The 25,440-nt window shown below is 68.3% G+C and carries 30 protein-coding genes and 1 tRNA gene; 19 read left to right on the forward strand and 12 right to left on the reverse strand.

Annotation, left to right across the window (positions count from 1 at the left end):
* Positions 1-10: 10 nt before the first annotated feature.
* From J3A66_RS12140 to J3A66_RS12155, 4 genes are read right to left on the reverse strand one after another with little or no spacing between them, the layout of a single operon-like run.
* Entirely contained in the window at positions 11-475 is a 465-nt protein-coding gene (locus J3A66_RS12140) for a DUF3429 domain-containing protein (RefSeq protein WP_183936077.1), read from the reverse strand.
* A complete protein-coding gene (locus J3A66_RS12145; protein ID WP_236559178.1) occupies positions 475-1,194 on the reverse strand; it encodes an anti-sigma factor in 720 nt (239 codons plus the stop codon). The genes J3A66_RS12140 and J3A66_RS12145 overlap by 1 nt, the downstream gene beginning before the upstream one ends.
* The gene (locus J3A66_RS12150) at positions 1,187-1,756 is read right to left on the reverse strand and encodes a sigma-70 family RNA polymerase sigma factor (RefSeq protein ID WP_031441039.1); all 570 of its coding nucleotides are present in this window, start codon (positions 1,754-1,756) and stop codon (positions 1,187-1,189) included. The genes J3A66_RS12145 and J3A66_RS12150 overlap by 8 nt, the downstream gene beginning before the upstream one ends.
* A 10-nt stretch (positions 1,757-1,766) precedes the next feature.
* On the reverse strand, positions 1,767-2,195 hold the full coding sequence (locus J3A66_RS12155) for a hypothetical protein (RefSeq protein WP_209569093.1): 429 nt from the start codon (positions 2,193-2,195) through the stop codon (positions 1,767-1,769).
* 160 nt (positions 2,196-2,355) lie between these two features.
* Here J3A66_RS12155 and rpiB point away from each other — a divergent pair, with 160 nt between their 5' ends.
* The 5 genes from rpiB to J3A66_RS12180 all read left to right on the forward strand — a co-directional run bounded on the left by rpiB (position 2,356) and on the right by J3A66_RS12180 (position 6,058).
* Entirely contained in the window at positions 2,356-2,814 is a 459-nt protein-coding gene (gene rpiB / locus J3A66_RS12160) for a ribose 5-phosphate isomerase B (RefSeq protein WP_209569095.1), read from the forward strand.
* The gene (locus tag J3A66_RS12165) at positions 2,811-4,121 is read left to right on the forward strand and encodes a serine hydroxymethyltransferase (RefSeq protein WP_031394947.1); all 1,311 of its coding nucleotides are present in this window, start codon (positions 2,811-2,813) and stop codon (positions 4,119-4,121) included. The genes rpiB and J3A66_RS12165 overlap by 4 nt, the downstream gene beginning before the upstream one ends.
* 5 nt (positions 4,122-4,126) lie before the next feature.
* On the forward strand, positions 4,127-4,306 hold the full coding sequence (locus J3A66_RS12170) for a hypothetical protein (protein ID WP_031394946.1): 180 nt from the start codon (positions 4,127-4,129) through the stop codon (positions 4,304-4,306).
* Positions 4,307-4,771 (forward strand): transcriptional regulator NrdR, encoded by a 465-nt coding sequence (gene nrdR / locus J3A66_RS12175; RefSeq protein WP_056053297.1) that lies wholly within the window; start codon positions 4,307-4,309, stop codon positions 4,769-4,771. It begins immediately after the preceding gene.
* A gap of 150 nt (positions 4,772-4,921) precedes the next feature.
* The gene (locus tag J3A66_RS12180) at positions 4,922-6,058 is read left to right on the forward strand and encodes a TrmH family RNA methyltransferase (RefSeq protein ID WP_209569097.1); all 1,137 of its coding nucleotides are present in this window, start codon (positions 4,922-4,924) and stop codon (positions 6,056-6,058) included.
* A gap of 139 nt (positions 6,059-6,197) precedes the next feature.
* On the opposite strand, the gene J3A66_RS12185 is transcribed toward J3A66_RS12180, so the two are convergent.
* Entirely contained in the window at positions 6,198-6,497 is a 300-nt protein-coding gene (locus J3A66_RS12185; protein WP_031394943.1) for a chorismate mutase, read from the reverse strand.
* A 192-nt stretch (positions 6,498-6,689) separates the two neighbouring features.
* On the opposite strand from J3A66_RS12185, the gene rpsD reads away from it, so the two are divergent.
* From rpsD to aguB, 5 genes are all read left to right on the forward strand, one after another.
* Complete coding sequence (gene rpsD, locus J3A66_RS12190) at positions 6,690-7,304, forward strand: 30S ribosomal protein S4 (RefSeq protein WP_031394942.1); 615 nt, start codon at positions 6,690-6,692, stop codon at positions 7,302-7,304.
* 172 nt (positions 7,305-7,476) lie between these two features.
* On the forward strand, positions 7,477-9,108 hold the full coding sequence (locus tag J3A66_RS12195; protein WP_209569099.1) for a M28 family peptidase: 1,632 nt from the start codon (positions 7,477-7,479) through the stop codon (positions 9,106-9,108).
* A complete protein-coding gene (locus J3A66_RS12200; RefSeq protein WP_209569101.1) occupies positions 9,109-10,077 on the forward strand; it encodes an agmatine deiminase family protein in 969 nt (322 codons plus the stop codon).
* Positions 10,077-10,427 (forward strand): DUF3147 family protein, encoded by a 351-nt coding sequence (locus tag J3A66_RS12205; protein ID WP_166746450.1) that lies wholly within the window; start codon positions 10,077-10,079, stop codon positions 10,425-10,427. Before J3A66_RS12200 ends, J3A66_RS12205 begins: the two co-directional genes overlap by 1 nt.
* Before the next feature lie 8 nt (positions 10,428-10,435).
* Positions 10,436-11,296 carry an N-carbamoylputrescine amidase gene (aguB, locus tag J3A66_RS12210; protein ID WP_031395228.1) on the forward strand — a complete coding sequence of 287 codons (861 nt, stop codon included), beginning with the start codon at positions 10,436-10,438 and terminating at the stop codon, positions 11,294-11,296.
* Positions 11,297-11,302: 6 nt separating this feature from the next.
* Here aguB and J3A66_RS12215 read toward each other — a convergent pair whose 3' ends face one another.
* Positions 11,303-11,974 (reverse strand): uracil-DNA glycosylase, encoded by a 672-nt coding sequence (locus J3A66_RS12215; RefSeq protein ID WP_031441050.1) that lies wholly within the window; start codon positions 11,972-11,974, stop codon positions 11,303-11,305.
* Positions 11,975-11,996: 22 nt separating this feature from the next.
* On the opposite strand from J3A66_RS12215, the gene folK reads away from it, so the two are divergent.
* The 5 genes from folK (at position 11,997) to J3A66_RS12240 (ending at position 14,293) form a co-directional block, all read left to right on the forward strand.
* Complete coding sequence (gene folK / locus J3A66_RS12220; protein WP_209569102.1) at positions 11,997-12,473, forward strand: 2-amino-4-hydroxy-6-hydroxymethyldihydropteridine diphosphokinase; 477 nt, start codon at positions 11,997-11,999, stop codon at positions 12,471-12,473.
* A gap of 19 nt (positions 12,474-12,492) precedes the next feature.
* A tRNA-Lys gene (locus tag J3A66_RS12225) sits at positions 12,493-12,568 on the forward strand.
* 101 nt (positions 12,569-12,669) lie between these two features.
* Positions 12,670-13,089, forward strand: coding sequence for an HIRAN domain-containing protein (locus J3A66_RS12230; protein ID WP_107930800.1), 420 nt, complete (start codon positions 12,670-12,672; stop codon positions 13,087-13,089).
* Between the two features lie 175 nt (positions 13,090-13,264).
* Positions 13,265-13,534 (forward strand): DUF1488 family protein, encoded by a 270-nt coding sequence (locus tag J3A66_RS12235; RefSeq protein ID WP_031395725.1) that lies wholly within the window; start codon positions 13,265-13,267, stop codon positions 13,532-13,534.
* Positions 13,535-13,540: 6 nt separating this feature from the next.
* Complete coding sequence (locus J3A66_RS12240) at positions 13,541-14,293, forward strand: phosphatase PAP2 family protein (protein ID WP_209569104.1); 753 nt, start codon at positions 13,541-13,543, stop codon at positions 14,291-14,293.
* A gap of 12 nt (positions 14,294-14,305) precedes the next feature.
* On the opposite strand, the gene galE is transcribed toward J3A66_RS12240, so the two are convergent.
* Complete coding sequence (galE, locus tag J3A66_RS12245; RefSeq protein ID WP_209570490.1) at positions 14,306-15,286, reverse strand: UDP-glucose 4-epimerase GalE; 981 nt, start codon at positions 15,284-15,286, stop codon at positions 14,306-14,308.
* A gap of 92 nt (positions 15,287-15,378) precedes the next feature.
* Between galE and msrA the strand changes: the two genes are divergently transcribed.
* Complete coding sequence (gene msrA, locus J3A66_RS12250) at positions 15,379-15,921, forward strand: peptide-methionine (S)-S-oxide reductase MsrA (protein WP_031395728.1); 543 nt, start codon at positions 15,379-15,381, stop codon at positions 15,919-15,921.
* 88 nt (positions 15,922-16,009) lie between these two features.
* On the opposite strand, the gene J3A66_RS12255 is transcribed toward msrA, so the two are convergent.
* On the reverse strand, positions 16,010-17,014 hold the full coding sequence (locus tag J3A66_RS12255; protein WP_209569106.1) for an L-threonylcarbamoyladenylate synthase: 1,005 nt from the start codon (positions 17,012-17,014) through the stop codon (positions 16,010-16,012).
* 46 nt (positions 17,015-17,060) lie between these two features.
* Between J3A66_RS12255 and J3A66_RS12260 the strand changes: the two genes are divergently transcribed.
* Positions 17,061-18,773 (forward strand): acyl-CoA dehydrogenase, encoded by a 1,713-nt coding sequence (locus J3A66_RS12260; protein ID WP_209569108.1) that lies wholly within the window; start codon positions 17,061-17,063, stop codon positions 18,771-18,773.
* A 443-nt stretch (positions 18,774-19,216) separates the two neighbouring features.
* Positions 19,217-20,047: an arylamine N-acetyltransferase gene (locus tag J3A66_RS12265; protein WP_209569110.1), complete on the forward strand. Its 831-nt coding sequence runs from the start codon at positions 19,217-19,219 to the stop codon at positions 20,045-20,047.
* 35 nt (positions 20,048-20,082) lie between these two features.
* Here J3A66_RS12265 and J3A66_RS12270 read toward each other — a convergent pair whose 3' ends face one another.
* The gene (locus tag J3A66_RS12270) at positions 20,083-20,439 is read right to left on the reverse strand and encodes a GntR family transcriptional regulator (RefSeq protein WP_209569112.1); all 357 of its coding nucleotides are present in this window, start codon (positions 20,437-20,439) and stop codon (positions 20,083-20,085) included.
* 37 nt (positions 20,440-20,476) lie between these two features.
* Positions 20,477-21,052, reverse strand: coding sequence for a nitroreductase (locus tag J3A66_RS12275; protein WP_031394567.1), 576 nt, complete (start codon positions 21,050-21,052; stop codon positions 20,477-20,479).
* Between the two features lie 164 nt (positions 21,053-21,216).
* On the opposite strand from J3A66_RS12275, the gene J3A66_RS12280 reads away from it, so the two are divergent.
* Positions 21,217-23,010, forward strand: a complete 1,794-nt coding sequence (locus J3A66_RS12280; RefSeq protein WP_209569114.1) for a peptide MFS transporter — start codon at positions 21,217-21,219, stop codon at positions 23,008-23,010.
* A 153-nt stretch (positions 23,011-23,163) separates the two neighbouring features.
* Here J3A66_RS12280 and J3A66_RS12285 read toward each other — a convergent pair whose 3' ends face one another.
* Together J3A66_RS12285 and J3A66_RS12290 are read right to left on the reverse strand one after the other, a co-directional pair.
* Positions 23,164-24,156, reverse strand: coding sequence for an aldo/keto reductase (locus J3A66_RS12285; RefSeq protein ID WP_209569115.1), 993 nt, complete (start codon positions 24,154-24,156; stop codon positions 23,164-23,166).
* Complete coding sequence (locus J3A66_RS12290) at positions 24,131-25,405, reverse strand: cation:dicarboxylase symporter family transporter (RefSeq protein ID WP_056406869.1); 1,275 nt, start codon at positions 25,403-25,405, stop codon at positions 24,131-24,133. The genes J3A66_RS12285 and J3A66_RS12290 overlap by 26 nt, the downstream gene beginning before the upstream one ends.
* Between the last annotated feature and the right edge of the window lie 35 nt (positions 25,406-25,440).

Below are 25,440 nucleotides of genomic sequence, written 5' to 3' on the forward strand. Positions count from 1 at the left end.
CCGGACCGGCCTATAGTGCCGCCGCCCCGAGGGTCAGGACACCGAGCCCCAGCGACAGCGGCACGCGCAGCGCCATCCACCCCGGTGGCGCTATCCCCGCGCGGACCAGCGCGCGGTCGACAAGCAGCGCGCCGATCAGGCTGATCCCGAGCACCACCAGCGACGGCCCCGGCCAGCGCAGCCCGACCATCCACGGCCAGGCGGTCACCAGCGCGATCAGCGACGGCGCGACGCTCGCGAACCACAGCCAGCGCGGCGCGCCCTCGGTGCGCGCGGCCAGCCCCCACCACAGCCCGCCGAGGAAGCTGAGGATCAGCGCGGCATAGGCATAGGCGACCGCCAGCGCGGAAAACCGGCTCGCAGGATCGTTGCCGAGCAGCAGCGCGACCGCGCCGATCTGCGGCAACAGCCCCGACAGCCCGAGCAGCCGCGCGATTGGCGGAATGCCACCGGAGGGCGCGGGCGCGGGCGCCATCAGACCCGCGCGACCACGCCGGTCGCGACGACCGGACCGGTCGGCAGCCCGGTCGGCGAGCCGCCCAGCGGTTCGATCGAGATCGCCAGCGTCGCGCCCGGCGCGATCCGGCCGCGATCCGCGCCCCGCGGCGCCAGCACCGTCGGCCGCGCGGCAAGCAGCCCGAGCGAATGCGGCACGCCGTCGCCGCCGATCACCCAGAGCTGCGCGACTCGCGCATCGGGCACGCCCGGCCCGGCGGCGACGCGCAACGCCCCGGTCGCAGGGTCGTAGACCGCGGCGACGGGTGACTTGGCATCGCCCAGCATCGCGACCAGCACGCTGCTCGGCCGCGCCGCCGGAATCGGCTGCGACACCGGCGGCGCCGACCGCGGCTCGACCGCGATGAACAGCAGCAGACACGCGGCGATCGCGCTGCTCGCCGCCGCCAGCCACGGCCAGGGCGACCGCGCCCCGCTGCGGAGCGTGGTCACGCCGTCGGTCGCACGACCCGATTGGCGGGTGAGGGCGTCGAGACTCGTCTCGACCCGCGCCGCGAGCTGCGGTGGTGCGTCATGCTCGGGCCACAGGTCGAACAGCGCCGCGAACTGCGTGCGCCACCATTCGACATCGGCGGCGAAACCGGGTTCGGCGAGCAGGCGACGCACCGCCGCGGCCCGCTCGTCGCCCTCGAGCAGGCCCAGGGCGAATTCGCCCGCAAGCGGATCACGATCAGCCACCGAGGCAATCCTTCAATCGGGCCAGCCCGCGCCGCACCCAGCTCTTCATCGTGCCGAGCGGCACCGCGCGACGCAGCGCGAGCTCGGCATAGGTCACGCCATCGAAGAACGCGGTCCGGATCACGTCGCGCTGCTGCTGCTCCAGACCCTCGAGACAGGCGTGCAACCGCCGCGTCGCCTCGTCGTCGAGCAGCAAGGCCTCGGCGCTCGGCTGCGGGTCGGCAATGTCCGGCGCATCGTCGATCGGCGAGGCGCGGCGGACGCCCTGTGCGCGCTGCCAGTCGATCGCACGGTTGCGCGCGATGGTCGCGAGCCAGGTGATCGGGCTCGCACGACCGGGTTCCCAGCCGCCGGCGCGCTTCCAGATCGTGAGATAGACGTCGTGCAGCACATCCTCCGCGGCTTGAGCATTGCCACAGATACGCAGGGTGATCCCGAAAAGCTTCGCCTGGGTCAGCGCATAAAGCTCACGAAAGGCGTCACGGTCTTCCTCGCCGGTCCGGATCAGGACGCTCGAGAGATGGGCGCGGGCGGCATCCGCCTGGGGCTTGGACAGGGTCACGCGACCGACACTAGCGCGTTGATCCGCGGCGACAATAGCCTTCGCCCGTCTTGACCGTCAGGCAGTCGGTCTTGCCGGCCAGATATTTCAGACCCGTCGCGTCGCCGTTCGTCGGCCGCAGGATCTCGCGCACCCCGTCGCGCGTGAAGACGATCGTGTCGCCGACCGCGCGCGCATCGAACACCCCCTTGTGGTCGAGATCCCACTGCATCGCGAGCCGGAACTGCTCCGGTTCGCCCGCCGGCGTCACGTCGAGCACCATGCCCTCGACGCCGATCCACCGCCCCGACAGGTCGCGCGTCGGCTCTGCGACAACCTTTTCGGGGCGCTTCGTCTCGGTCGCGCCCGCCGACGTCATGCTCGCGTCACCGCGCGTCTCGGGTGCCGGTCCGGAACAGGCGGCGAGGGCGAGGGCGGCGGTTAGGGCGAGAGCTTTCATGGGGTTCTCTTTGCAGGCGGCAGGGCGGTCATTGCAATCCTCCCCCTGGCGGCGGAGGGTCGTCAGGCTCCATGCGCCGCCTTCGCGAACAGGTGTGGCAAATCCCGGCTCGGCTCGGTAAAGGGCTGGGCACCCGATCCCGATCACAGGAATACGCCAGGTGCGCATCGCTATCGCGTCCGACCACGCCGCCGTTTCGTTGAAAGCGGTGCTGACCGCGTGGCTGCGCGAGGCCGGGCACGACGTGCTCGATTTCGGGCCCGAGGGCACCGCGAGCGTCGATTATCCCGATTACGGCTATGCGCTGGCCGCCGCGATCGAGGACGGTCGCGCCGAGCGCGGCATCGCGCTGTGCGGCTCGGGCATCGGCATCTCGATCGCCGCCAACCGCAATCCCGCCTGCCGCTGCGCGCTCGTCTGCGAGCCGCTGTCGGCGAGCCTCGCGCGGATCCACAACGACGCCAATGCCATCGCGATGGGCGCCCGCCTGATCGGCGAGGAAATGGCAAAGGCGTGCGTAGACGCCTTCCTGTCCGCCGATTTCGCCGGCGGCCGTCATCAACACCGTGTCGATAAGCTCTCCGCCGTCGACCGGACTTCCGCAAAGGTCCCCGCATGAGCACCCAGCCCAATACGCTCCATGACGTCCAGCCGGACGGCTTCTTCACCCGCGGCCTCGCCGATGCCGATGCCGCCGTCTTCGCCGGCGTCGAGGCGGAGCTCGAGCGCGAGCAGACCCAGATCGAACTGATCGCATCCGAGAACATCGTCTCCAAGGCGGTGCTCGAGGCGCAGGGCTCGGTCTTCACCAACAAATATGCCGAAGGCTATCCGGGCAAGCGCTATTACCAGGGCTGCGCGCCGTCGGACACGGTCGAGACGCTCGCGATCGAGCGCGCCAAGCAGATCTTCGGCTGCGGCTTCGTCAACGTCCAGCCGCATTCGGGCGCGCAGGCGAACGGCGCGGTGATGCTCGCTTTGGTCAAGCCCGGCGACACGATCCTCGGCATGAGCCTCGACGCCGGCGGCCACCTGACCCACGGCGCCAAGCCCGCCCAGTCGGGCAAGTGGTTCAACGCGATTCAGTACGGCGTCGACGCCACCACGCACCTGATCGACTATGACCAGGTCGAGGCGCTGGCGGTCGAGCATCAGCCGAAGCTGATCATCGCGGGCGGCTCGGCCTATCCGCGCGTCATCGACTTCGCCCGCTTCCGCGCCATCGCGGACAAGGTTGGCGCCTATTTCATGGTCGACATGGCGCATTTCGCGGGCATCGTCGCGGCGGGGCTTCACCCGACGCCGTTCGGTCATGCGCATGTCGTGACCACCACCACGCACAAGACGCTGCGCGGTCCGCGCGGCGGCATGATCATGACGAATGACGAGGGCGTAGCGAAGAAGATCAACTCGGCGGTGTTCCCCGGGCTCCAGGGCGGGCCGCTGATGCACGTGATCGCAGCCAAGGCGGTCGCGTTCGGCGAGGCGCTCCAGCCCGACTTCAAGAGCTATATCGCCGCCGTCGTCGAGAATGCGAAGGTGCTCGCGGCGACGCTCAAGGAGCGCGGCTCGGACGTCGTCTCGGGCGGCACCGACACGCATCTCGCGCTGATCGACCTCACCCCGCTCGGCATCACCGGTCGCGATGCGGACGAGGCGCTCGAGCGCGCAGGCATCACCTGCAACAAGAACGGCATTCCCAACGATCCGCTCCCGCCGATGAAGACCAGCGGCATCCGCGTCGGCACCCCTGCCGGCACCACGCGCGGCTTCGGCCCCGCCGAATTCCGCGAGATCGGCAACATGGTCGCCGACGTGCTGGACGGGCTCGCGAAAAAGGGCGAGCATGGGGACCCGCAGGTCGAGGCGGACGTTCGGGCACGTGTTCGCACGCTGTGCGCACGCTTCCCCATCTATCAAGGATAACGAGCATGTCGAAGATCGATGACATCCAGAACGACATCAAGGCGACCCCGGGTCTCGGCAAGAGCATGGCCAAGTGGAGCGCACTCGGCGCGGTCGTCGCGATTCCAGTGCCGGTGATCGGCCCGATCTTCGGCGCGCTCGCGGGCGCGGGCTACGCCTATTACAAGGGCAAGAAGAAGGTCTGAATGCGCTGCCCCTTTTGCGGACATGAAGACAGCCAGGTCAAGGACAGCCGCCCCACCGAAGACGGGGCGGCGATCCGGCGCCGGCGCCAGTGCGAAGGCTGCGCCGCGCGTTTCACGACGTTCGAGCGCATCCAGCTGCGCGAACTGTTCGTACTGAAAAGCGAGGGGCGCAGGGAGCCATTCGACCGCGAGAAGCTGCTCCGCTCGCTCTCGATCGCCACGCGCAAACGCGCGATCGAGCCGGGACGGATCGAGAAGCTCGTCAGCGGCATCCAGCGCCGGCTCGAGACGCTGGGCGAGAACGACGTTACGTCGAAACGGATCGGCGAGATGGTGATGGACGGGCTCAAGGGGCTCGATTCAGTCGCGTATATCCGGTTTGCGAGCGTGTACCGGGACTTCAGCGAGGCGAAGGACTTCGAGGCGTTTGCCGGGAGTGTCGAGGAGGTCGGGCGGGCGGAGTGATCTGACCGTCGGTCGTTTCCCTGGCGGGGGCCCTTCGACTGCGCTCAGGGCGAACGGAAAGCTGGTGAGGTACGCCACCCCCCACCCCGTTCGTCCTGAGCGAAGTCGAAGGACTTGTTTGACCACCACGCCACCGCGTAAGCCCCGGCCATGACATTCTGGGCCTATATGGTGCGCTGCGCCGACGACAGTTATTACACCGGACATACGGACGATCTCGAACGCCGGATCGGCCAGCACAACCTCGGCGAGGTGGCCGGCTACACACAGACGCGCCGCCCGGTCGAGCTGATGTGGAGCCAGGACTTCCCGTCCCGGCAGGAGGCCCTCGCGGCCGAGTTCCAGGTCAAGGGCTGGTCGCGGCGCAAGAAGGAAGCGCTGTCGCGCGGCGACTGGGCGGATCTGCACGATGCAGCGATCCCCCCGCGGGAGCGTGCCCTTCGACTTCGCTCAGGGCGAACGGAGGGGGGTGAGGACGCCTCACCACCAGTGACCGTTGATGAAACACTTCCTCCCCCCGTTCGTGCTGAGCGAAGTCGAAGCACCTTGGCGGACGAAACCCCACCCCCCGTCATAATCCTCGTCCGCCCCCAGCTCGGCGAAAACATCGGCAAGGCCGCGCGCGCGATGCTCAACTTCGGGCTCGTCGAGATGCGCCTCGTCTCCCCGCGCGACGGCTGGCCCAACCCGTCCGCCGGCCCCGCCGCGAGCGGTGCCGACATCGTCCTGCAAAACGCCAAGGTCTATGACAGCGTCGCTGCCGCCACCGCGGACTGTGCGCAGGTCTTCGCGACAACGGTCCGCAAGCGCGGCGTCACCAAGCCCGTCATGACCCCCGAACAGGCCGCGACCGAGATCCACGCCGCCCCCGGCCGCTCCGCCATCCTGTTCGGACCCGAGCGCTCAGGGCTAGAAACCGACGACGTCGCGGTCGCGCGGACGATCATCACGGTGCCGATCAACCCCGAATTCGGCTCGCTCAACCTCGCCCAGGCGGTGATCCTGGTCGCCTATGAATGGTCCAAGGGGCTGACCGCGGAGCGCGAGCTCAGCCAGCCGTCGATCAACCCGATCATGCCGCCCGCACCGCAGGAGGAGCTCGACGGGATGATCGGCCAGCTCGACACGATGCTGATGGGCGCAGGCTTCTTCTATCCGCCCGACAAGATCCAGACGACGCGCCGCACGTTGCGCACGCTGCTGACCAAGCCGGGCTGGTCGAGCCAGGAAATCCGCACGATGCGCGGCGTGCTCTCGTCGCTGGCGGGGAAGAAGCCCAGGGCCTGACGGGGGGCGAGAGGTGCGTTCAGGCCCGTTCTCCTACCCCCCCCCGTTCGTCCTGAGCGAAGTCGAAGGGCATGCCCCAAGCGCAGGTGCTTCGACTACGCTCAGCACGAACGGGGCAGGGGGGCGTACGTTGGAAGACTCAACGCCGGTCGAACGCCGCCAGCTCATACGCGATCGACGCCTCGACCAGCCCCTCCCACAGATCCGCGATCGCCGCGTCCGGCAACCCCAGCCGCGCGGCCTCCGCCCGGGCATTCTCGATCACCTGAGTCTTGCGCGCCTCGTCGCGCACATGCCCCCGCTCGGGCTTGATGCGCGCGGCGGCGTCCATATAGGCAAAGCGTCTGGCCAGCAGCGCGACGAGCTCGCGGTCGAGCGCGTCGACGCCCGCGCGGACCTCGGTCATGGTGGTACAGTCGGGGCCGGATAGGATGGTCATGCCGCCTCTTGCCGAGCGGCCCGCACGCTGTCCAGCTTGACTCTGGCAGGCGCGGCGTCTAGGCGCCCGCCTTCGCAATGGCCCTGCACCCCGGTGAAGCGGTGGCCCTGCCTTGTCCGGACCCTTGGGTCCTATGACGACCAGCAGAGCGATACCGGGACCAACGTTGTTTGCATTTGCAAAGGTTTTATCATGTCGAAGCGTCAAAGCGCAAAGTACAAACTCGATCGCCGTATGGGCGAGAACATCTGGGGTCGCCCCAAGTCGCCGGTCAACAAGCGTGAATACGGCCCCGGCCAGCACGGCCAGCGCCGCAAGGGCAAGGTCAGCGACTTCGGTATCCAGCTGCGCGCCAAGCAGAAGCTCAAGGGCTATTATGGCGACGTGACCGAGAAGCAGTTCCGCGCCTGCTATTTCGAAGCCGCGCGCATGAAGGGCGATACCAGTCAGAACCTGATCGGCCTGCTCGAGCAGCGCCTCGACATGATCGTCTACCGCGCCAAGTTCGCGCCGACGATCTTCGCGGCCCGCCAGATCGTTTCGCACGGCCACATCCGCGTCAACGGCGTGAAGTGCAACGTCGCATCGCGTCGCTGCTTCGTCGGTGACGAGATCACGCTGGGCACCAAGGCGCAGGAGATGGCGCTGGTGATGGAAGCACAGACCCTCGCCGAGCGCGAGATCCCCGACTATGTCGCCACCGACGGCGCCGCCAAGGTCACCTTCACGCGCGTGCCGACGCTCGACGAAGTGCCCTATCCGGTGAAGATGGAACCGAACCTCGTCGTCGAGTTCTATTCGCGTTAATTCGAGCAACGCGAGACCGGCCGGCGTCGCGCAGGCGACGTCCGACGACGTGGCTCCGCCACGGCGCGGCCCAGATCAGGAAAGGGCGGTCCTCCGGGGCCGCCCTTTTTCGTTGCGTGGACATCACGGTCCGGCTTTGCCAGAACGCGCGGCATTCACCCGGGAGATCCCTATGCGCGCTGCCCTTCTGCCCTTGCTCCTTCTCGGCACCGCCGCCTCGGCGCAGACCGCGCCCGCCATCTCGGTCGAAACGCTCAAGACCGTCACCCAGACATTGTCGTCCGACGCCTATGAAGGCCGCGCGCCGACCACGCCGGGCGAAACCAAGACCGTCGCCTATCTCGTCGCGCAGATGAAGGCCGCGGGGCTGAAACCCGGCAACAAGGGCAGCTGGACGCAGGACGTGCCGATGGTCGAGATCACCGCCAAGGACGTCCGGCCGTTCGTCTTCACCGGCGGCACCGCCCCCGTCAGCCTCGCCTATCGCACCGACATGGTCGCCGGCACCTACCGCGTCGCGCCGACGTCGACCGTGACGAACAGCGACGTCGTGTTCGTCGGCTACGGCATCACCGCGCCCGAAAAGGGCTGGGACGATTATGCGGGCGTCGACGTGAAGGGGAAGACCGTCGTCATCCTCATCAACGACGCCGACTGGCAGACGATGGGCCGCGAAGGGCCTTTCGAGGGCCGCGCGATGACCTGGTATGGCCGCTGGCCCTACAAGTTCGAGAATGCGGCCAAGCACGGCGCGGCGGCGGCGATCATCGTCCACGACACCGAACCCGCGGCCTATCCCTGGGCGGTGGTGCAGTCGTCCTGGACCGGCCCGCAGCTCGAACTCGACGAGACGGGCGATCATCTCGACCAGTCGCAGGTCGTCGGCTGGATGCAGAAGCCTGCCGCCGAGCGCGTCTTCGCGAGCGCGGGCAAGGACTATGCCGCGCTTGCCGCGGCGGCCAAGGTGAAGGGCTTCAAGGCGGTACCGCTCGGCCTCAAGCTGTCGACCGGCTTTGCCAACACGATCCGGCGCCAGGCGTCGAAGAACGTCATCGGCGTGCTGCCGGGGACGACCGCACCGGAAGATTACGTGCTGTATTCGGCGCATTGGGATCATCTCGGCCGCTGCGACGCGGTGGGTGGCGATGACATCTGCAACGGTGCCGCGGACAATGCGACGGGCACCGCGGGGCTGATCGCGCTCGCACAGGCGCATGTGAAGGCCGGCCCGGCGAAGCGCTCGCTCGCGTTCCTCGCGGTGACCGCGGAGGAATCGGGGCTGCTCGGCTCGCGCTATTATGCCGAGCATCCCATCTATCCGCTCGCGCGGACGGTCGGCGGCGTGAACATGGACGTGCTGAACGTCGACGGCCGCGTGAAGGACTTCGTGCTGACGGGGGCGGGCAAGTCGGAGATCGAGGATCTGGTCAAGCCGTTCGTCGCCGCGCAGGGCCGCGTGATCGGCGTCGAGGCGAACCCCGAACGCGGCGGCTATTATCGCTCGGACCATTTCAGCTTCGCCAAGCTCGGCGTGCCGATGCTCGACGGCGGCAGCGGCGAGGACCTCGTCGTCGGCGGCACCGCGGCGGGTCATGCCGCGCGCGAGGACTATGTCGCCAACCGCTATCACAAGCCCGCGGACGAATATGACGCCACATGGGACTGGTCGGGTGCGGTCGAGGATCTGACGATCTATTACGGGCTCGGCCGCAAGCTCGCCGACGACACCGGGCTGTGGCCCAACTGGTACAAGACCGCCGAATTCCGCAACATCCGCGACAAAGATCGCGCAGGAGCCAAGTAAGTGACGACACTCCCCCCGCCCGCCGAATGGGCCCATCACAAGGCCGTGTGGATCGGCTTTCCGAGCCATGCCGATCTGTGGCTCGACGATCTCGAACCCGCGCGTGACGAGGTCGTCGCCTTTGCGTCCGCAGTCCATGCCGACGGTAAGGGCGAGACGGTGATCCTGGTTGCCGCGGACGAGGGCTCGGCGCGGACCGCGCGCCGGCTCGCGCCGTTCGCCGAGGTCGTGGTCGAGCCGTTCGGCGACATCTGGCTGCGCGACACCGCGCCGATCATCGTCGGCGACGGCACCGCGCACCAGTTCGTGTTCAACGGCTGGGGCGGCAGATACGACCTGCCCGGCGACGACACGATCGGCCGCCGTCTCGCCGAGAGTCGCGGCAAGACGCTCGCGGCGTTCGACTGGGTGCTCGAAGGCGGCGCGGTCGATGGCGACGGCACCGGCGTGGTCGTCACGACCGAACAGTGCCTGCTCAACCGCAACCGCAACCCCGACCTCGACAAGGCGGGGATCGAGGCGCGCCTGAAGTCCGACCTCGGCTTCAGCCAGGTCGTGTGGCTCGGCGACGGCCTCGTCAACGATCATACCGACGGCCATGTCGACAATCTCGCGCGCTTCGTCGGCGAGGGCCGCGTCGCGATCCCCGAGGCAGCCGAGAACGACCCCAACTGGCAGGTCTATCAGCTGGCGAAGCGCGATGCGGAACGCGCCGGCCTGACGGTGGTCAGCATCCCGTCGCCCGGCCGCGTGCTGCGCGACGAGGAAATCGTGCCGGCCAGCTACATGAACTTCTACATCGGCAATGCGGCCGTCGTCGTCCCGCTCTACGGTGCGGAGAATGACGGCGCCGCGGTCGCGGCGATCCAGGCGATCTTCCCCGATCGTCAGGTCGTCGGGCAGCGTGCGGACCATATCCTGACCGGCGGCGGCAGCTTCCACTGCATCAGCCAGCAAATCCCCGGCTGATGCTCGCCTTCGCGGTCCGCGCGGTCCTGTCCGGGATCATCGTCGCGCTGATCGCGGTCATCGCCCGGCGGAGTCCGGCGGCAGGGGCGCTGGTCGCGTCGCTGCCGCTGCTGTCGGTGCTCGGCATGATCTGGCTGTGGCACGACACCGGTGACCGCGTCCGGCTGGCCGCACATGCCGAGGCGACCTTCTGGTACGTGCTGCCCTCGCTGCCGATGTTCCTGCTGATTCCGGTGCTGTTGCGGCACGGCGTCGGCTTCTGGGTTTCGCTCGCTGCCGGTTGCGTCCTGACGATCCTTCTCTATCTCGCGGTCGTCGCAATCGCGGCGCGCTTCGGCGTGACGCTATAGGAATTCGCATGACCGAGATCACCGTCGCCGCGCTCCAGCTCGGCTTCACTGCCGATATCGACAAGAACATCGCCAATGTCTCGCGGCTGGTCCGCGAAGCTGCGGCACGTGGCGCGCAGGTGATCCTGCCGCCCGAATTGTTCGAGGGCGAATATTTCTGCCGTGTCGAGGACGAGGGCCTGTTCGCCAACGCCGCCCCCGTCGGCGAGCACAAGGCGGTGCTCGCGATGCAGGCGCTCGCCGAGGCGCTCAAGGTCACGATCCCGACCAGCTTCTTCGAGGCCGATGGCCCGCATCACTATAACAGCCTCGCGATGATCGGCCCCGACGGCGAGGTGCAGGGCGTCTATCGCAAGAGCCACATCCCTGACGGCCCGGGCTATGAGGAAAAATTCTATTTCCGCCCCGGCAATACCGGCTTCAAGGTCTGGCCGCATGCCGCGGCGCAGGGGCGCTCGACGCTCGGCGTCGGCGTCTGCTGGGACCAATGGTATCCCGAGACCGCGCGCGCGATGATGCTGATGGGCGCCGAGGTCCTGTTCTACCCGACCGCGATCGGCAGCGAGCCGCACGACACCAGCCTCGACACCGCGCGGCTGTGGCGGCGTGCGATGGTCGGGCATGCGGTCAGCAACGTCGTCCCGATCGTCGCCGCCAACCGCGTCGGCGTCGAGCATGGCCAGACCTTCTACGGCACCAGCTTCATCGCCGACGAGCGCGGCGATATCCTCGCCGAACTCGGCCGCGACGATGAGGGCGTGATCACCGCGACGATCGACCTCGACATCGTCAAGCGCCACCGCGCCGCGTTCGGCTTCTTCCGCGACCGCCGCCCCGATCTTTACGGGCGGCTCGTCGCGGACGTCTGACGCAGCTTATGCTGCGGCGATGCTGCGCCGCAATTCCAGCGCCCGTGCGAAGACCGCTTCGAACATCTCGGGGGTCAGGACGCGGGTGTTCTGGTTGTAGCGTGAGCAGTGATAGCTATCGATCAGGATGCGGCCGTCGGGCATGACATGCTCGGCGAGATGGCCGAACTTTGCCTTGGGCAGGCGCCCGCCGAGCAGCTTGACGCTGGTCTGGTGCGCGATCTGGCCAAGTGCGATGAAGATCCGCGCCTTGGGCAATTCGGCGAGCTGCGATTCGACGAACGGGCGGCAGGTGCGGATTTCCTCGGGGGTCGGCTTGTTCTGCGGCGGCAGGCACTTGACCGCGTTGATGATGATCGCGCCGTTGAGCTTCAGCCCGTCATCGGGTTTCGCCGCGAACACGCCGTCTGCCAGCCCGAACTTGCCGAGCGTATCGTAGAGCAATTGCCCCGCGAAATCGCCGGTGAACGGGCGGCCGGTGCGGTTGGCGCCGTGCTTGCCGGGGGCGAGGCCGATGATGCCGAGCCATGCGTCGGGATCGCCGAAGGCGGGGACGGGCGCGTTCCACCAGGTCGGGAATTCGGCGCGCAGTTCGTTGCGGAAGGCGACGAGGCGCGGGCAATTGGGACAGTCGTGCGGCGGCTCGGTTTCGGGCAGCGGGGAGGGTGCGAAGTTCATCGCGGTGCGTTAGGCGGGTCGGATGGAGCGGACAACCTATGCGATCGCGCTCGGCTCGAATCGGCGCGGGATCCACGGCGCGCCCGCCGCGACGATCCGCGCCGCGCTGGCCGCGGTCGGCGGTGTCGTCGCCGTGTCGCCGATCATCGCGAGCGCGCCGCTCGGGCCGTCGATCCGGCGCTATGCCAATGCGGTCGCGCTGATCGAGACGGACGACTCGCCGCCCGTGCTGCTCGCGCGGCTGAAGCGAATCGAGACCGCGTTCGGGCGGCGGCGCGGGCGCCGCTGGGGATCGCGGGTGATCGATCTCGACATCATCCTGTGGTCGGGGGGTGTTTGGAGGGGGCCGGGGCTGACCGTGCCGCACGCCGCCTACCGGGACCGCGGCTTCGTGCTGGCGCCGCTCGCGCGCATCGCGCCGCGCTGGCGCGACCCGCTGACCGGGCAAAGCGTCCGCCATCTCGCGCACAAGGTTGACCGACCGCGGCTGCGCCCCTAGTGGCTCGCAGCCGATGTACGGGTCCGTAGCTCAGTTGGTAGAGCAAGCGACTTTTAATCGAGAGGTCCCGGGTTCGAGCCCCGGCGGACCCACCATCGGCACCTCCTCCTCTCGCAAGCCCCCGATTCGGCCCCCCGATTCGCCCCCCCGATCCGCACCGCTTGATCGGCCGCGCCGGCGCGCGCATCGTCGTGCGATGGACGAATTCACCACCTCGATCGTCGGCATCGACTTCCCCAATGCGGACAAGACCCGGAGCAACCGGCGGATGGAAATCCTGCTCTGTGCGCCGGGCGACCGCGTCACGTTGCGCCGCGAACCGAAGAATCCGCATGATTCGAATGCGGTCGGCGTGTGGAGCGAGCGCGACATCCAGCTCGGCTATATCAGCGCCGAACGCGCGCCGATGATCGGCCGGCGGCTGCAGGCCGAGGAGACGAGCGCGCTGTTCCAGGCGATGCATCAGGGGGGCGCCTATATCCGCATCCGCTTCGGCGGGGGTGACCCTTCACTGCCGCCGCCGATCGCGGATCCCGGCCCGCCACCACCCCCGCCCGAACCCGACCGCGACGACGGCTTCTACCGCGACGAGGACGGGCCCGAATGGGGCGCCTGATCGCTCGGGGTGGTGAAACACCGCAGCGTGGACCTTTCCCGGATCGAAGGCCGGGCTCACGGGTTATCGCTGCCTGACCAACCCTGCATCGGCGAAGCGCAAAACGCGTTTTACCGGCTTGCCCTGCACGAGGGGCGAGGGCAGGGACGATCGCGTAACCCCGGGAGTTCAAGACATGGCCAGCAGCCTCGTAATCGACCAGAACAGCCTTACCGACAATGACCGCGAGCGGCAGGTCGAGTTCACCGCCGAGATCGACGGCGACGACCGTGATTTCGCGGTGAAATATGCCGTGCTGAAGGAGCTCAGCGGCGACGAGCCCGAGGACGACGCGCTCGAGCTGTTCGAGCGTTTCAGCGACGAGATCGTCGACGTCTGCGCCGAAGCCGCGATGAAGAAGCCGTCCGCATCGCTCATCGTCATCGACGAGGGCGATCTGGAATAATTCCGCATGACGGCGTCGGCCGGCCGTGGCGAGGGTGATCGCAGCGTGACGCTTGGCGTCGCCACCCCGGGCGAGGCGCATCGCCGTCGCCTGCCGGTGGTGCTCGCGGGCGCATCGGTCGGCGCGGTCGCCATCGCGCTCGTCCTGCTGATCGGTCTTGCGGTCGGCCACTGGCCGTTCGATTTCGACCGCGCGATCATCCTCAACCTGCGCGCCTGGGGCGGACCGTCCTGGCTGCCCAAGGTCGCCGCCGACGTCACCGCGCTCGGCGGCGGCGTCGTGCTGACGATCATCGTGGTGCTGGCGGCGGGGCTGCTCGCGGTCCAGCGGCTCTGGCTCAGCGCGGCGGCGACGCTCGCCGCCAGTATCAGTGGCGGGATGGTCGTCGCGCTGGTCAAGACCGAGGTCGCGCGGCCGCGACCCGACATCGTCGACCATCTGGTCCGGGTGTCGAACATGAGTTTCCCGAGCGGGCATTCGGCGAACAGCGCGATCGTCTATCTCACGCTCGCCGGGCTCGCATCGCAGGTCACCGTGTCGAATGCGGCGCGGCGCTACATCCTCGTCATGGCGATCCTGATGGTCGGTGCGATCGGATGCAGCCGCGTCTATCTCGGCGTCCACTGGCCGAGCGACGTGCTCGCCGGCTGGAGCTTCGGAACGCTGTGGGCGCTCGGCTGGTGGCTCGCAACGGCGCGCGCCCGGGCGGCGATCGGCGGCGAGCGCCACGCCTTTGGTCGCCCGCCCGCCGACGCCTGATCGGGCCCGGTCCTAGCGCTGGCGTTCGGCGAGCGTGCGTTCCCAGGCCAGCGCATCGCGGACGATCCCGTCGAGATCGGCATGGCGCGGCGTCCAGTCGAGCGTCGCGAGGATCGCGCTGTTGTCCGAGATCAGCATGGCCGGATCGCCCGCGCGACGCCCCTCGAGGCGGCGGTCGATCGTCATGTTGGTGACCTTGTCGACCGCATCGAGCACCTCGAGCACCGAGAAGCCGGTGCCATAGCCCGCGTTCAGCGTGTGGCTCTTCGCCGGCTCGGCGACCAGCAGGTCGAGTGCGGCGACATGCGCGGCGGCAAGGTCGCTGACATGGATATAGTCGCGCACGCCGGTGCCGTCGGGGGTGGCGAAATCGGTGCCATAGACGCCGACATGGCTGCGCTTGCCCGTCGCCGCCTCGACCGCGATCTTGATCAAGTGAGTCGCGCCGATCGTCGACTGGCCGCTGCGCCCCTGCGGATCCGCGCCCGCCACGTTGAAGTAGCGCAGCGCGGCATAGTTGATCGGGTGCGCCGCCGCGACGTCGCGCAGCATCGCCTCGGTCATCAGCTTCGACATGCCGTAGGGATTGATCGGCACGGTCGGATCGCCCTCGGCGACCGGCACCTTTTCGGGCGTGCCATAGGTCGCCGCGGTCGACGAGAAGATGAAGTGCGGCACGCCTTCCGCCACCGCGCTCTCGATCAGCGACCGGCTGGCGGCGGTGTTGTTGCGGTAATATTTGAGCGGGTCGCTGACCGATTCGGGCACCACGACCGAGCCGGCGAAATGCATGATCGCGCGGACCTTGTGATCGCGGATCGCCGCGCGGACCTTCGCATCGTCGGCGACGTTCGCCTCGACCAAAGTCGCGCGCGGATCGACCGCCCAGTCGAAGCCGGTGACCAGATTGTCGACCACGACCACCTCATGCCCCGCGTCGAGCAGCGCCAGGACCGCATGGCTGCCGATATAGCCGGCGCCGCCCGTTACCATCACCCTGCCATCAAGCCTTGGACCGTCGATCACATGCGTCTCCTCTTTGCTGCGGGGTAGCGGCTTCCTATCTTGGCGGAAAGGAGATCGTGATGACGGATTATGTAACGCTGGCGGGCGGGTGCTTCTGGTGCACCGAGGCCGTGTTCAAGGACGTGATCGGCGTCGAGAGCGCCGAGAGCGGCTATATCGGCGGGCATGTGCCTGATCCGACGTACAAACAGGTGTGCGGCGGCGATACCGGCCATGCCGAGGCGATCCGGATCGGCTTCGATCCCGAGCAGCTGAAGCTCGGCGACCTGCTCGACATCTTCTTCGCGACGCATGACGCGACGACGCTCAACCGCCAGGGCAACGACGTCGGCACGCAATATCGTTCGGCAATGTTCCCCGCCGACGACGCGCAAAAGGCCGAGATGCAGGCGGCGCTCGAGCGTGCACAGGCGGACAGCGCCAAGCCGATCGTCACGACGATCGAGCCGATGACCACCTGGTACGAGGCCGAAGGCTATCATCAGGACTATTGGGAAACCTCAGGCCGCTCCAACCCCTATTGCATGGCGGTGATCCCCCCCAAGCTGCAGAAGCTCCGCAAGAGCTTCGCCGCACGGTCGAAGGCGGCGGTCAGCGCGTAACGACGCTGTTCCCCCGCGGACGCGGGGGCCCAGCTAAGTACCGGATGCCAACGTAACTCCTGTTCCCCCGCCTGCGCGGGGGAACAGGTCAGCGGTGTGCGGCGCGGCGGAGGCGGTCGTTGATCGCCTCGCCGATGCCTTCGGACGGAATGGGTGCAACGGCGATCCTCGGATGGTCGTTCGCATCGGCAGCGTGGAGCAGATCGAACAGCTTCGCAGCGGCTTCGACGAGGTCGCCTGAAGCGGATAGCGTTACATCCCCTGCAATCGCCCCGAACCCGATCAGCCACTCGTCGGCCTCGGCATCGAGCGCGTCCAACCGAAGCAACTTGCTCGGCGCATAATGGCTTTCAAGCTGCCCGGGCGCCGTAACCGCACGCCCCCCCGGCGAAGGCCGGGGCCCAGTTGGGGGACGATCGTGAGGCCCGTCGCCCTTAGTTACAGCGACCTCTCCACCTGGGCCCCGGCCTTCGCCGGGGAGGTGGCTTAAGAGCAACTCCGCCGTCACCGGCCCCGGCCGCAACACCGTCCGCCCCGCCACGATCGTCGACTCGAGCCCCGCCTCGGTCGCGCCGTCGTCGAGGATCAGCGGCACGTTCCCCCTCAGACTCGCCGCGACATGCGCCGCCGTCGTCGGCGAGATCCCCCCGCTCGCATTGGCCGACGGCGCCGCGAGCGGCCGCCCCGATGCCGCGATCAGCGCCTGCATCGCGCGGTGCCGCGGCACCCGGATCGCGATCGTGTCGAGCCCCGCGGTCACCAGCGCGGCGATCCCCGAATCGCGGCGCACCGGCAGCACCAGCGTCAGCGGCCCCGGCCAGAACGCCGCGGCCAGCGCGCGCGCGTCCGCATCGAACACCGCGATCCGTTCGGCCGCGGCGAGATCCGCGACATGCACGATCAGCGGGTTGAAGCTCGGCCGTCCCTTGGCGGCATAGATTCCCGCCACCGCCTGCGCGTCGGTCGCATCCGCGGCGAGTCCGTAGACCGTCTCGGTCGGCACCGCGACGAGTCCGCCGGCGCGAATCATCGCTGCCGCCTGCGCGATTGCCGCGGTGCCGTAGGGTAAAATCAGGGGGTGTGGACGCGTCATTCTGAAGGCCTATAGCGGGCGCAAAGCATAGCGATAAGAGGATGCCATGGCCTTCACCCCAGCAACCACCGAACAGCGTTTCGTGCTCGATCACGTCGTGCGGATCGGCGAACTCGCCGCCACCGACCGGTTCGCCGCCGCCAGCGACGACGTCGTCGACGCGGTGCTCGAAGGCGTGGGACAGTTCGCCGCGGGCGAATGGGCGCCGCTCAACCGCGCGGGCGACACGGTCGGCGCGAAATGGACCCCCGACGGGGTCGTCATGCCCGACGGCTTCGCCCAGGCCTACAAGGACTATGTCGAGGGCGGCTGGGGCACGATCGGCGTCGAGGAGGAATGGGGCGGGCAGGGCCTGCCCTTTGCAATCCAGACCGCGGTGCTCGACACATTGGGCTCGGCGAACATGGGCTTCGCGCTCTGCCCGACGCTGACCGTCGGCGCGATCGAGGCGCTCGCGCATCACGGCAGCCCGGAGCAGCAGGCGCTCTACCTCCCGCATCTCGCGACCGGCGAATGGACCGGCACGATGAACCTGACCGAGCCGCAGGCCGGCTCCGACGTCGGCGCGCTGCGCGCCACCGCCACCCCGCTGGGTGATGGCAAGTGGAGCATCAAGGGCACCAAGATCTACATCTCGTTCGGCGATCACGACATGGCGCCGAACATCGTCCACCTCGTCCTCGCGCGGACGCCCGGCGCGCCCGCGGGGACCAAGGGCATTTCGCTGTTCCTGGTGCCGAAATACCGCCTGAACGACGACGGCACGCCCGGCGACTTCAACGACGTCCGCGTCGTCTCGATCGAGCACAAGATGGGCCTCCACGCCTCGCCCACCTGCGTGCTGAGCTTCGGCGATAATGACGACTGCGTCGGCGAGCTGATCGGTGCGGAACTCGGCGGCATCCGTGCAATGTTCACGATGATGAACAATGCGCGGCTCAATGTCGGGCTTCAGGGCGTGCAGGTCGCCGAGGGCGCGACGCAGGGCGCGGTCGCCTATGCGCTCGACCGCGTCCAGTCGGCGCGCGCGGGCTCGCCGAACAAGGAGTCGGTGAAGATCGTCGAGCATCCTGACGTCCGCCGCATGCTGCTGCGGATGAAGGCGCAGACCCAGGCGGCGCGCGCGCTCGTCTATTATGCCGCCGGGCAGGTCGACCGCGCCAATATGGGCGACGCCGCGGCGCGCAATCGCCTCGAACTCGTCACCCCGCTGGCCAAGGCGCACGGCACCGACATCGGCAACGAGGTCGCCTCGCTCGGCATCCAGGTGCATGGCGGCATGGGCTATGTCGAGGAAACCGGCGCCGCGCAGTATTTCCGCGATGCGCGCATCACGCCGATCTACGAAGGCACCAACGGCATCCAGGCCGCCGATCTGGTCGGCCGCAAGCTCGCGCTCGACAATGGCGGCGCGTTCGCCACGCTGATCGCCGACATCCGTGCGGAAGCCAGGGACGAACGGCTGCTCGCGCTCGTCGACGCCTGCGACGCGATCGGCCGCCGCCTCGCCACCGCGGATGCCGACGACAAGCTCGCCGCGAGCTATCCCTTCCTGACGATGCTGTCGGTCGCGACCTGCGGCTGGCTGATGGAGCGCCAGGGTGCGGTCGCCGGCACCAACGATTTCGGACGGATGAAGGCGGCCTCGGTGCGCTTCTACCTCGAACAGATCGTCCCCGAAGCCATGGGCCTCGTCGCCGCCGCCAGCGCCAGCGCGGCGGTGCTCTACGCGATCGAACCGGCGCTGTTCGCGGCGTAAGTCCCCCTCCCGTCATCCTGACGAAAGTCAGGATCCAGAGCCACGCATGCGGGCGTCCGTGGCTCTGGATCCTGGGTCGAGCCCAGGATGACGGAGGGGCTGGTACACTCACCCCCGTCCGCCCCACCCCCGTTCGCCCCGCTTCCATTCGCCCCGCTCCCACACCCACCCCGTTCGCCCTGAGCGCAGTCGAAGGGCTGCCCCAAGCCCAGGTGCTTCGACTTCGCTCAGCACGAACGGCGGGGGTGAGGGGCGGCGGCGGGGGATGTATGCGCGCGGCGGCGGGGGACGTATGCACGCGGCGGCGGGGGGCGTACGTACGCGTGGCGCACGCCCGCCCCAGAACCGCGGCTGCCCCCTAACAGCCCCCACCCGCCCTTCAGCACTCGACGGCCGCGCCACACGCACGGTATGGGCAAACCCAAACGAGGACCCCCCGACCGATGTTCGATCTCGACGCCTATCTGACCCGTGTCGCCATGCCCGCGCGGCCCACGCTCGATTCGATCGGCCTCGGCCGGTTGCAGCTGGCGCACCGGCTCGCCATCCCGTTCGAGGATCTCGACGTCGTGCTCGGCCGCGGCATCGCGATCGACAGCGCCTCGGTGTTCGCCAAGCTCGTGACCGCGCGCCGCGGTGGCTATTGCTTCGAGCATAACCGGCTGTTCCTCGACGCGCTCGCCGAACTCGGCTTTGCCGCCCGCCCGGTGCTCGCCCGCGTCTGGATCGCCGCGACCGAGGTGCCGCCGCTCACGCACACCTTTTCGCTGGTGACGATCGACGGGCAGGCCTGGATCGCCGACACCGGCTTCGGCGGCAGCTACACGCCCGTGCTCCCGCTCGCGGACGGGGCCGAGGCGACCGCGCCCGATGGCGCGCGCTTCCGGCTCGAGGCGACCAGCCGCGATCACGGCGAACAGGGCTGGATGCTGCTGCGCGACGGGGATCCGATGACCACCGACGGACGCGGCGCGAGCGGCGGGTTCCAGCCGCAATACAGCTTCACGCTCGCCGAGGTGTTCGACGCTGATCTGCTGCTCGGCAATCACTGGACGTCGACCGCCCCCGCGAGCCGCTTCACGCAGACCGCGATCGCGAGCATCGTCCTGCCCAACGGTTTCGCGTCGCTGATGGGGCGTACCTATCGCCGGCGGTCGGGCACCGACACGGCGGCAGGCGAGATCACCGACCCGCGCGTCTACCGGATTCGCATGAGCCTGTTGTTCGGGATCGACCTGAGCGTCGAGGACATCGCGGCGCTGAAGCTGTTCTGAATCACCCGCCGCGCGGGATCATCCCGCGGGGTGGCTCAGGCCCGCTCGTGCGCCAGCAGGTCGCGCGCCTCGAGACCGAGCAGGTCGATATGCCCGAGGATGCGCGGCCAGTGCGTGGTGACGAACGTCTCGCGTTCCGCCACGCGCAACGCTTCCGCGGCCCCCGGCAGGACGAACATGCCGACGCCGCGCCGGACCTCGACATAGCCGTCGTCCTGGAACGTCTGATAGGCCTTGGCGACGGTCAGCGGGTTGGCGCCATGCTCGGCGGCAAAGGCACGGACCGAGGGCAGCTGATCACCCGCGCGATAGTCGCCGCGTAATATCCCGGCGGCGATCGTGGCGCGGAGGCGGAGATATACCGGGCTGTCTTCGCTGCTGAGCGCTGTCATGCTGCCTTAATACAGCAATTGGCCATTTCGTCGAGTCCTAGGGCCGCCAGCGCGAGACGACACGTTCCATATCGGGGCGGGGCCGTTCGTCGAGCGGGCGCGACGGCGTGCCGACGAACAGGAACCCGGCGATCCGCTCATGGCCCTCGCCAAACGCATCGCGCACCGTGTCCGAATAGCTCGGCCAGCCGGTGAGCCAGCCGCCCGCAAAGCCCAGCGCGTGGACCGCGTGGAGCAGGTTCATGCACGCCGCCCCGGTCGACAATTCCTGTTCGAACACGGGGATATGGCTCGGCTTGGGTGACGACAGCACGACGACCAGCGCCGGGGCCTGGTGCGCGAACTGGTCGAGCGCCTCGATCTCGGTCCGCGACGCGGTCGGCCGCTCGACGCGGTACGCATCGATGATCAGCGCGGCGAGCGCGGTGCGCTGGTCCTGGCCGACCACCACGAACCGCCACGGCGCCAGCTTGCCATGATCGGGGGTGCGCGCCGCGATCGCCAGGATCTGCGCGAGCTGGTCGGCATCGGGACCGGGCGCGACAAGGTCGCGCGGCTTGCCCGAACGGCGGGTCGCGAGCAGCGAAAGCGGGCTGGAAGTGTCGTTGAACATCGCCCCGCAGATAGGCACGGGGCGCGGCAATTTACAGCCGCATCCGCGATTTAGCAGGCGGTCCCGCGGCCACCGATATTTACAGTCCCGGCTTTGCCGCTAGGTAAGGCCGCAATGAAGCCGCCGCGTTCGACGGCGGCCCAGCGTTTCAGGGAGCGTAAAAGATGGTGGACACCCCGACCGCGGATACGCCGCGAGAGCCGGATATCACCCATGTGAACCCCGCCAGCGGGGAGACGTGGTTCGGCCATCCCCGCCAGCTCGCGCGACTGTTCACCACCGAGATGTGGGAGCGTTTCGGCTATTACGGCATGCGCGCGCTGCTCACGCTGTACCTCACCAAGCATTTCGTGTTCGGCGACCGCGAGGCGACCGGGCTGTACGGCGGCTACACTGCGCTGGTGTATCTGACGCCGCTGGTCGGCGGCTATCTCGCCGACCAGTATCTCGGCTCGAAGCGCGCGGTGAAGTTCGGCGCGATCATCATGGCGATGGGCTATCTGCTGCTCTGCTTCGGCGGCGAGACCGCCAAGCCCTATGCGACGATCGCCAACCAGCGCTATGAGATCCAGGTCGTCGAGCAGGCCGACAGCGAGGTCCGCTACCTCGTCGACGGCGCGAACAAGCTGAAGATCAAGGGCAATGACGACGGCACCGTCTCGCTGCTCGCCGCCGACGGCGCGGTCGCGCGGACGGTCGAGAAGGGCAGCTTTGAATCGGGCGCGGAACGCAGCAGCTTCTACGTCACGATCATGCTGCTCGCACTCTGCATGATCTCGGTCGGCAACGGCTTCTTCAAGCCCAACATCTCGACGATGGTCGGCGAGCTCTATGCGCAGGGCGACAAGCGCCGCGATGCCGGGTTCACGATCTTCTACATGGGGATCAACCTCGGCTCGCTCTTCTCGCAGCTGCTCTGCCCGTTCCTCGCGGTCGCGTTCGGCTGGTGGGCCGGCTTCGGGCTGGCGGCGATCGGCATGCTGTTCTCGTGGACGCTGATCCAGTTCGATGGCGGCAAACTCAACGGATATGGCGAGCCGCCGGTGCGCAGCGGCCCCGATCGCGCGCTCGGCATCTATGCGCTCGCGCTGCTCGGCATCCCGATCTTCTACCTGCTGTTCGTCAACCTGATGAACGCCGAGCCGCCGGTGCCGGGGTCCGGGATCATCGGCTACATCGTCTCGCTGTCGCTGATGGGCAAATTGCTGTTCGGCACGTTCCTGGTCGCGGTGCCGGGCATCCTGATCTGGTCGTTCGTCAATGGCGAGCGGCGCGAGTTCCAGATGATGCTCGCAGCGATGGTGCTGATCGTCTTCAACGTCGTGTTCTGGACGCTGTTCGAGCAGGCCGGCTCGAGCCTCACGCTGTTCGCGGATCGCAACACCGATCTCAGCGTCTTCGGCCTGTTCAGCATCTCGGCCGGGCAGACCCAGTTCTTCAACGCGTTCTTCATCGTCGCGCTCGCGCCGGTGATGTCGATCCTGTGGACCAAGCTCGCCGCCCGGGGCATCGAGCCGTCGATCCCGGTCAAGTTCGGCATCGCGCTGATCGGCGTCGGCGTCGGCTTCCTGTTCCTCGTCTGGGGCGCGAGCATGGTCGGCCCGACGTTCAAGGTCGCGATCTGGTGGCTTGCCGGGCTCTACTTCATCCACTCCTTCGCCGAGCTCTGCATCTCGCCGGTCGGGCTCAGCATGATCACCAAGCTGTCGATCGCGCGCGTCGTCGGGCTGATGATGGGCGTGTGGTTCCTGTCGATCTCGGTCGCGCAATATGTCGCGGGCATCGTCGCACAGGTTGCCAGCGTCGAGACGGTCGGTGGGCAGGTGACCAATCTCAAGGTCAGCCTCGACACCTATGCCGGCGTGTTCTGGACGATCGGGCTGGTCTCGGCAGGAATTGGCGTGCTGCTGCTGGTCATCTCGCCGCTGATCAAGAAGTGGATGCACGGGGTCCAGTAATTCGGCTGGACCTACCAACGCATCATTCCCAATAATCCGTCATCCCCGCGGAGGCGGGGATCCAGACACTCTGCAGTTCGTGATAGACCACGGCTTGCCAGTCTGGATCCCCGCCTGCGCGGGGATGACGATTCTAGGGGGTTAGCGGATCTCTCAGATCCGCGTCATCGACAGCGCCTTCGCACCATAACGAGGCCCCGCGGTGCCACCCCTCGGCGCCGCCGCATCAAGCTTCGCCAGATCGTCCGCCGACAGCGTGACCTCGGCCGCCTTCATGCTGTCCTCCAGCGTGACGCGACGCTTCGACCCCGGGATCGGTACGATGTCGTCACCCTGCGCCAGCAGCCACGCCAGCGCGACCTGCGCCGGACTCGCCCCATGCGTATCGGCGATACCCTTCACCACCGCGACCATCTCCATGTTCTTGGCGAAGTTTGCGTCCGAATAGCGCGGGTCGTTGCGGCGGTAATCGCCCTCGGGCAGGTCCGAGCGCGCGGTGATCTGCCCGGTCAGGAACCCGCGCCCGAGCGGCGAATAGGGCACGAACCCGATGCCCAGCTCGCGACACAGCGGCAGGATCTCGTCCTCGACCCCGCGCTCCCACAGCGAATATTCGCTCTGCAGCGCCGCGATCGGATGCGTCGCCGCAGCGCGCCGGATCGTGTCGAGCCCGGCTTCCGACAGCCCCAGATGCCGCACCTTGCCCTCGCGGACCAGCTCCGCCATCGCGCCCACCGTCTCCTCGATCGGCACGCCCGGATCGACGCGGTGCTGGTAGAGCAGGTCGATCGTCTCGACGCCGAGCCGCTTGAGCGACCCCTCGCACGCACGCCGGACATTGGCGGGGGTGCTGTCGACGCCGGTCATGCCGTTCTCGTCATAGCGGAAGCCGAACTTGGTCGCGATCACGACGCCGTCGCGCTTGCCCCGGATCGCCTTGCCGAGTAGCTCCTCGTTGATCAGCGGACCATAGATTTCGGCGGTGTCGAACAGCGTCACGCCCAACTCGATCGCGCGGTGGATCGTCGCGATGCTCTCGTCGGCGGGGGCGCTGCCGTACATGTCCTTGCCGACCCCGGCCATCGGCATGCAGCCGAGGCCAAGCGCGGAAACCTCGAAATCAGGGCCGAGCGTGCGATACTTCATGCGGAATCTCCTCGGCGCCGCCGCCGTGATCGGACCGCGCCGCGACGGAGATAGTGACGGCGGTGTCCATCGTCACGTTCCCGACGGTGCGAAACAGGTCGGGAATGGTCTCCACCGCGATGAGCAGACCGAGCACCTCGAGCGGGATGCCCATCGCCAGCGCGACCGGCGCGACCGAGGCGACGAAGCTGATCGTGCCGGGCAGCGAGATCGACCCCATCGTCGTGATCGCCGCGGTCGCGACGCCCGCGGCCATCTGTCCCGGCCCGATCGGCAGCCCCAGCCAGTGCGCGACGTACAGCGCGACCGCGAGGTTCATCGCCGGGCTGGTCGCGCGGAACACCGCGACCGACAGCGGCAGGACGATCCCGGCGGTGGCGGGCGACGCGCCGAGCTCGGTCGAGGCCTTCAGCATCGCCGGCAGCGAGGCGAGCGACGACTGGGTGCTGATCGCCACCGCCTGCGCCGGCGCGACCGCGCGCGCGAACCGGCCCAGGCTGACCCGGCCGCCGATCATCCCGATCGGATAGGCGCTCAGCAGGACGATGAAGCCGATCGCCGAGACGCAGACGATATAGTGCAGCAGCGCGCCGAACGCCGCCGTCCCGGTGCGCGCACCGACCCCGTAGGCGAGCGCGAAGATGCCGATCGGCGCGAGCTTCAGCACCCATTTGATGATGATCAGCAGCGCGTCGACGACCGCCTGGAAGAAGCCGGTCAGCACGCGGCGGCGATCGTCGGGCAGCTTCGTCACGGCAAAGGCGAACGTCAGCGCGAAGACGGTGAGCGGCAGGAACGAATCGCTCGATGCCGCGGCGACGATGTTGGTCGGCACGATCGTGTCGAAGAACGCGCCGATCCCCGGCACCGGCCCGACCGGGGCGGCACCGGTCAGCGCGGCGCGGAGCGCGGCGCCGAGCCCGCGTGGCAGCGGGAAGGCATCGAGGATCAGCGGCATCACCAGCGCGGACATGATCGTCGAACTCCACAGGATGACGACGATCATCACCATCGCCCGCATCGTGATCCGCCCGGCGCGTGCCGCCTCGGTCGTCGCGCCGATCCCGGTGACGAGCAGCCCGACGACGAGCGGCACGATCACCATCTGCAACCCGTGCAGCCAGGCCGCGCCGATCGGCTGTGTCACCGCCGTCGCCGCGAGCGCGTGGGCCGGCGACCAGGCCGCCGCGGCGATGCCGATCCCGATGCCGCCGAACAGCGCTGCGAGTATCCGTGTAGTCTGCGACATGCTCGCCCTTCGTGTTCCACCGCGCTATCAGCGAT

It is taken from the genome of Sphingomonas sp. PvP018 (assembly GCF_017876865.1).
Classification (GTDB): domain Bacteria; phylum Pseudomonadota; class Alphaproteobacteria; order Sphingomonadales; family Sphingomonadaceae; genus Sphingomonas; species Sphingomonas aerolata.

Bases quoted from the DNA above. Each gene is read 5' to 3' on its own strand.
- J3A66_RS12280 (WP_209569114.1), top strand. From the start codon at position 21,217: ATGGTGGACACCCCGACCGCGGATACGCCGCGAGAGCCGGATATCACC.
- J3A66_RS12170 (WP_031394946.1), top strand. From the start codon at position 4,127: ATGTCGAAGATCGATGACATCCAGAACGACATCAAGGCGACCCCGGGT.
- J3A66_RS12185 (WP_031394943.1), bottom strand. From the start codon at position 6,497: ATGACCATCCTATCCGGCCCCGACTGTACCACCATGACCGAGGTCCGC.
- J3A66_RS12265 (WP_209569110.1), top strand. From the start codon at position 19,217: ATGTTCGATCTCGACGCCTATCTGACCCGTGTCGCCATGCCCGCGCGG.
- J3A66_RS12180 (WP_209569097.1), top strand. From the start codon at position 4,922: ATGACATTCTGGGCCTATATGGTGCGCTGCGCCGACGACAGTTATTAC.
- J3A66_RS12290 (WP_056406869.1), bottom strand. From the start codon at position 25,405: ATGTCGCAGACTACACGGATACTCGCAGCGCTGTTCGGCGGCATCGGG.
- J3A66_RS12205 (WP_166746450.1), top strand. From the start codon at position 10,077: ATGCTCGCCTTCGCGGTCCGCGCGGTCCTGTCCGGGATCATCGTCGCG.
- J3A66_RS12195 (WP_209569099.1), top strand. From the start codon at position 7,477: ATGCGCGCTGCCCTTCTGCCCTTGCTCCTTCTCGGCACCGCCGCCTCG.
- J3A66_RS12270 (WP_209569112.1), bottom strand. From the start codon at position 20,439: ATGACAGCGCTCAGCAGCGAAGACAGCCCGGTATATCTCCGCCTCCGC.
- J3A66_RS12285 (WP_209569115.1), bottom strand. From the start codon at position 24,156: ATGAAGTATCGCACGCTCGGCCCTGATTTCGAGGTTTCCGCGCTTGGC.
- folK (WP_209569102.1), top strand. From the start codon at position 11,997: ATGGAGCGGACAACCTATGCGATCGCGCTCGGCTCGAATCGGCGCGGG.
- aguB (WP_031395228.1), top strand. From the start codon at position 10,436: ATGACCGAGATCACCGTCGCCGCGCTCCAGCTCGGCTTCACTGCCGAT.
- J3A66_RS12235 (WP_031395725.1), top strand. From the start codon at position 13,265: ATGGCCAGCAGCCTCGTAATCGACCAGAACAGCCTTACCGACAATGAC.
- msrA (WP_031395728.1), top strand. From the start codon at position 15,379: ATGACGGATTATGTAACGCTGGCGGGCGGGTGCTTCTGGTGCACCGAG.
- rpsD (WP_031394942.1), top strand. From the start codon at position 6,690: ATGTCGAAGCGTCAAAGCGCAAAGTACAAACTCGATCGCCGTATGGGC.
- J3A66_RS12240 (WP_209569104.1), top strand. From the start codon at position 13,541: ATGACGGCGTCGGCCGGCCGTGGCGAGGGTGATCGCAGCGTGACGCTT.
- J3A66_RS12215 (WP_031441050.1), bottom strand. From the start codon at position 11,974: ATGAACTTCGCACCCTCCCCGCTGCCCGAAACCGAGCCGCCGCACGAC.
- J3A66_RS12260 (WP_209569108.1), top strand. From the start codon at position 17,061: ATGGCCTTCACCCCAGCAACCACCGAACAGCGTTTCGTGCTCGATCAC.
- nrdR (WP_056053297.1), top strand. From the start codon at position 4,307: ATGCGCTGCCCCTTTTGCGGACATGAAGACAGCCAGGTCAAGGACAGC.
- J3A66_RS12230 (WP_107930800.1), top strand. From the start codon at position 12,670: ATGGACGAATTCACCACCTCGATCGTCGGCATCGACTTCCCCAATGCG.
- galE (WP_209570490.1), bottom strand. From the start codon at position 15,286: ATGGTAACGGGCGGCGCCGGCTATATCGGCAGCCATGCGGTCCTGGCG.
- J3A66_RS12275 (WP_031394567.1), bottom strand. From the start codon at position 21,052: ATGTTCAACGACACTTCCAGCCCGCTTTCGCTGCTCGCGACCCGCCGT.
- J3A66_RS12255 (WP_209569106.1), bottom strand. From the start codon at position 17,014: ATGACGCGTCCACACCCCCTGATTTTACCCTACGGCACCGCGGCAATC.
- J3A66_RS12165 (WP_031394947.1), top strand. From the start codon at position 2,811: ATGAGCACCCAGCCCAATACGCTCCATGACGTCCAGCCGGACGGCTTC.
- J3A66_RS12140 (WP_183936077.1), bottom strand. From the start codon at position 475: ATGGCGCCCGCGCCCGCGCCCTCCGGTGGCATTCCGCCAATCGCGCGG.
- J3A66_RS12155 (WP_209569093.1), bottom strand. From the start codon at position 2,195: ATGAAAGCTCTCGCCCTAACCGCCGCCCTCGCCCTCGCCGCCTGTTCC.